This is a genomic window from uncultured Granulicatella sp., from assembly GCF_963515615.1.
In the GTDB taxonomy this organism is placed as follows: Bacteria; Bacillota; Bacilli; order Lactobacillales; family Aerococcaceae; genus Granulicatella.
Genome location: NZ_CAUPZT010000075.1, coordinates 1 through 4605, shown reverse-complemented (window position 1 = coordinate 4605; position 4605 = coordinate 1). Strand labels below are relative to the sequence as shown.

General features: G+C 38.6%; 4 protein-coding genes and 1 pseudogene. All 5 read right to left on the bottom strand.

The genetic code is table 11. The annotated features are described in order from the left end of the window. The coding region (locus tag RYL55_RS08380) for a zinc ribbon domain-containing protein YjdM (RefSeq protein WP_315008620.1) at positions 1 to 209 on the bottom strand (209 nt) is incomplete at its 3' end. Between the two features lie 36 nt (positions 210 to 245). After that, positions 246 to 1487, bottom strand: coding sequence for a U32 family peptidase (locus tag RYL55_RS08375; RefSeq protein ID WP_315008618.1), 1242 nt, complete (start codon positions 1485 to 1487; stop codon positions 246 to 248). Positions 1488 to 1498: 11 nt separating this feature from the next. Further along, positions 1499 to 2419 carry a peptidase U32 family protein gene (locus RYL55_RS08370; RefSeq protein WP_315008616.1) on the bottom strand — a complete coding sequence of 307 codons (921 nt, stop codon included), beginning with the start codon at positions 2417 to 2419 and terminating at the stop codon, positions 1499 to 1501. A 172-nt stretch (positions 2420 to 2591) separates the two neighbouring features. Further along, on the bottom strand, positions 2592 to 3779 hold the full coding sequence (tuf, locus tag RYL55_RS08365) for an elongation factor Tu (RefSeq protein ID WP_315008614.1): 1188 nt from the start codon (positions 3777 to 3779) through the stop codon (positions 2592 to 2594). A 160-nt stretch (positions 3780 to 3939) separates the two neighbouring features. Then, positions 3940 to 4605: pseudogene (gene fusA, locus RYL55_RS08360) on the bottom strand (elongation factor G); the annotation flags it as partial.

Below are 4605 nucleotides of genomic sequence, written 5' to 3'. Positions count from 1 at the left end.
TTTGGAGCACCTTTAACTTTTAAGTCTTTAATGACTGTTACAGTATCTCCATTTTCTAAACGGTTCCCATTCGCATCAATGGCAACTACTCCGTCTTCTTCAACTTCTTGCCCCGGTTCCCATTCATGAGCACACTCTGGACACACTAATAATACACCATCTTCATATGTGTATTCTGAACTACATTTTGGACAATTTGGTAATGACATAATCGTCTCCTTTTCTATCACTTATTTTTATTTATTTTACCTTCTTTTTCGAATCATGTCTAATGGTTTCACTGGTTCAGTTAGTTTCATCTTACAAATCATCATCGCATGTGGTGCTGCTTCAATTTCTTCACCCTTTTCATCCCATAAAGTTGTTAACACTTCTTCATGATGACGCATTCCTGGCCCATAAAACTCAATATGGTCTCCAACTTTAAAGTTATTTCTTTGTTGAATCGTTGCAATTTGAGTCTCTGGGTCATATGCTAGCACTTGGCCTACGAATGCATATTGTGGGATTTGACGACGAGCCCCAAATAATTGTTCTTCTTCAGTAGGAATTTGATAATAGAATCCTGTTGCTAACTCACGTTGAGCTGCTTTCCATAATTCATCCACCCATTCTTGTTTACATACATAATTATCTGGATCTTCACAATAACTATCTACTGCAGCACGGTATACATTGGCCACTGTTGAAACATAGTGAATAGACTTCATACGTCCTTCAATTTTCAAGCTATCTACTCCAGCTTCAATTAAATCTGGTAAATTATGAATCATTGATAAGTCAACCGCACTCATTGAGAACTTCTCTTCGATACCTTCTTCACCAGCACCAACCATATTTTTCTCATTTGCAAATGGCATATCAAACAAACCATATTTCCAACGGCAAGATTGCGCACATCCTCCACGGTTCGCATCACGTCGTACCATGTGATTTGATAATACACAACGCCCTGAATAGGAAATACACATTGCACCATGAATAAATGCTTCAATTTCAACATCCACTTTTTCTTGCATTTCTTGAATTTCTGCCATAGAAACCTCACGAGCTAATACAACACGTTCTAACCCTTCATCTTTCCAAAAGTTTAAAGTTTCCCAGTTCGCTGCAGAAGCTTGTGTTGAAAGGTGAATTGGTAATCCTGGAGCTTCTGAAGCACAAATATCCATTAACGCCATGTCACTAATAATCGCTGCATCAATCCCAATGTCACGAACTGTACGGAAAAATTCTCCCGCACCTTTTTCGTCTCCTTCGTGAGTAACCATATTTGCAGCAATATATACTTTAGCATTATGGCTATGCGCAAATTCAACTGCTTCTTTCATCTCTTCAAAATCAAAGTTTCCTGCACGACTTCTTAGTCCGTAAGCTTCTCCTCCTAAGAATACTGCATCCGCACCATATAAAATCGCTGTTTTTAGTTTTTCAAGTGTTCCTGCTGGAGCAAGAACTTCTGGTTTTTTCAAAATTTTTCTTCCCATTTGTCTCTCTCCTATTTCACATCTTCTGGATTTAAAATATAAAACCCTGCATCTAGTCCACGTTGCTCTGGATGAAGTTCTCTTACTTGTAATTCTAAGCTAGCACTCTTTTCTATAGTCCAAGTACCTGCTGCAATTTCTTTACGCGCATGATCAAACAATTGAACCACTTTAACAAAGTTTTCACCAGGAGTTAATACTCCATCAAATTTCCATTGCGGAATACCCATTTGAGTTAATTCTAATAAATATGGCGCAAGTGATACGTCATTATTGGCGAAAATATGTGTTCCGTTAACGTCTTGATAGATTGAATAATGCGAATCTTCATCTGCAGGTTCACTCACAAATAATCCACGTTTTTTCTCAACACTTTCTTCTTTCTCAATATAGTTAAAGTAATTTTGTAATAATGGTCGTTTAGAATGATGGATACATGTTGCACCATAAACTAACACTTCAATTGGCACTTCCACTTGGCTTGCTAAAATTTCCATTTCTGCTCTTGGAATTTCTCTAGCAATCACTGCACCTATCGCTCCACGCTTAGCCCAGAAATTAACTTGGCGACTACTTGTCACTAATACTGCTGCATCGTAATAATAAGGAATAGAGTAATCTGGGTTCTTCATAATTTGAACAACTCCTGGATCACCTACTGTAATCATATCTACATTAATTGATTTTAAAAATTGTAAATACTCCGGAACTTGCGCAATTCCTTCATTATGAAAAATTGCATTAACCGCTACATTTACTTTTTTACCATAGCGATGTACCAATTCTGTTAATTCTTTTTGTTCATCACGTGAAAACGACATTGGTAATCTTAAACCAAATAGATCTTCACCGAAGCACAATACATCTACTCCTGCTTCTAGTAGTGCTTGCGCTTGTTGGATCGATTCAACTGTTGCAATCAGTTCTATCATTCCAAACGCCTCCTATTCATTATAATTTTACTGATATAGAGTAGCATAAATTTTAATTAATCTCTACCTAAAATCAGCAATCTATATTGAGAACTGTTATCAATTAGACTTAATTGTTTAAATACAAAAAAATCCTCCCAAAAGGGAGGATTGAAAATCAATTTAATTAAAATTATTTTTCGATGTTAGCTACGATACCAGCACCTACAGTACGTCCACCTTCACGGATAGAGAACTTAGTACCTTCTTCGATCGCAACTGGGTGAATTAATTCAACTTCCATAGTTACGTTGTCACCAGGCATTACCATTTCAGTACCTTCTGGTAACACACAAACACCAGTGATGTCTGTTGTACGGAAGTAGAATTGAGGACGGTAGTTAGAGAAGAATGGAGTGTGACGTCCGCCTTCTTCTTTAGTTAATACGTAAACCTCAGCTTTGAATTTTGTATGTGGAGTGATTGTTCCTGGTTTAGAAAGAACTTGTCCACGTTCGATGTTGTCACGTGTAACACCACGTAATAATGTACCAATGTTATCCCCAGCTTCAGCGTAGTCTAACAATTTACGGAACATTTCAACACCTGTAACAGTTGTTTTAGAAGTTTCTTCAGAAATACCAACGATTTCTACTTCGTCACCAACACGAACTTGTCCACGTTCAACACGTCCTGTAGCTACAGTACCACGACCAGTGATTGAGAATACGTCTTCGACTGGCATCATGAATGGTTTGTCAGTGTCACGTTCTGGAGTTGGGATATATTCGTCAACAGCAGCCATTAATTCTAAGATTTTTTCTTCGTAAGATGCATCGCCTTCTAAAGCGCGTAAAGCAGAACCTGCAACAACTGGAGTGTCATCTCCTGGGAAATCGTATTCTGATAATAAGTCACGAACTTCCATTTCTACTAATTCTAATAATTCTTCATCGTCAACCATGTCAACTTTGTTTAAGAATACTACGATGTAAGGTACACCTACTTGACGTGATAATAAGATGTGTTCACGTGTTTGAGGCATTGGGCCGTCAGCTGCAGATACTACTAAGATAGCACCGTCCATTTGAGCAGCACCAGTGATCATGTTTTTAACGTAGTCCGCGTGTCCTGGGCAGTCAACGTGAGCATAGTGACGAGTTTCTGTTTCGTACTCAACGTGTGCAGTGTTGATAGTGATACCACGTTCGCGTTCTTCTGGAGCTTTATCGATTGAACCGTAATCTTGAGCTTGTGCGAAACCTTTCTTAGCTAAAACAGTTGTGATAGCTGCAGTTAAAGTTGTTTTACCGTGGTCAACGTGGCCGATTGTACCAATGTTAACGTGTGGTTTTGAACGGTCAAATTTTTCTTTTGCCATTTTTAATAATTCCTCCTAAATGTTTGAGTATTTTTGTTAGATTCTATAACAGTATCTACCGATTTAAATTATACCAAAGAATACCTATAAAAATCAACTGGTTACGCTAGGTAACCAGTTGACCTAGCTTCTTTGATGAAGTTGCGATTTTAGCGACTCATTATTCGCCATTTCCGCCATTTTTCTTAATGATTTCTTCTGCAATGCTCTTAGGAACATCTTCGTAGTGATCGAATGTCATTGAGAATGTACCACGACCTTGTGTTGCAGAACGTAATGTAGTTGCGTAACCGAACATTTCTGATAAAGGAATCATACCTTTAACGATTTGTGCGTTACCACGAACTTCAGAACCTTCAACGCGTCCACGACGAGCGTTAACGTGACCCATTACATCTCCGAAGTATTCTTCTGGAACTGTAATTTCAACAGCCATCATTGGTTCTAAAATTGCTGGTTGAGCTTTCTTAGCAGCAGCTTTCAATGCCATTGAAGCAGCAACTTTGAAGGCAGTTTCTGATGAATCGACATCGTGGTAGCTTCCATCATATAATTTAGCTTTGATGTCAACTAATGGATAACCAGCTAATACCCCGTTTTCCATAGCATCTTTCAATCCTGCTTCTACAGCTGGGATGTATTCACGAGGAACTACCCCACCGACGATAGCATTTTCGAATTCAAATCCAGCACCTTCTTCGTTAGGAGCAAACTCAATCCATACGTGACCGTATTGACCTTTACCACCTGATTGACGAACGAATTTACCTTCTGCTTGAGTAGAAGCACGGAATGTTTCACGGTAAGATACTTGAGGAGCACCTAC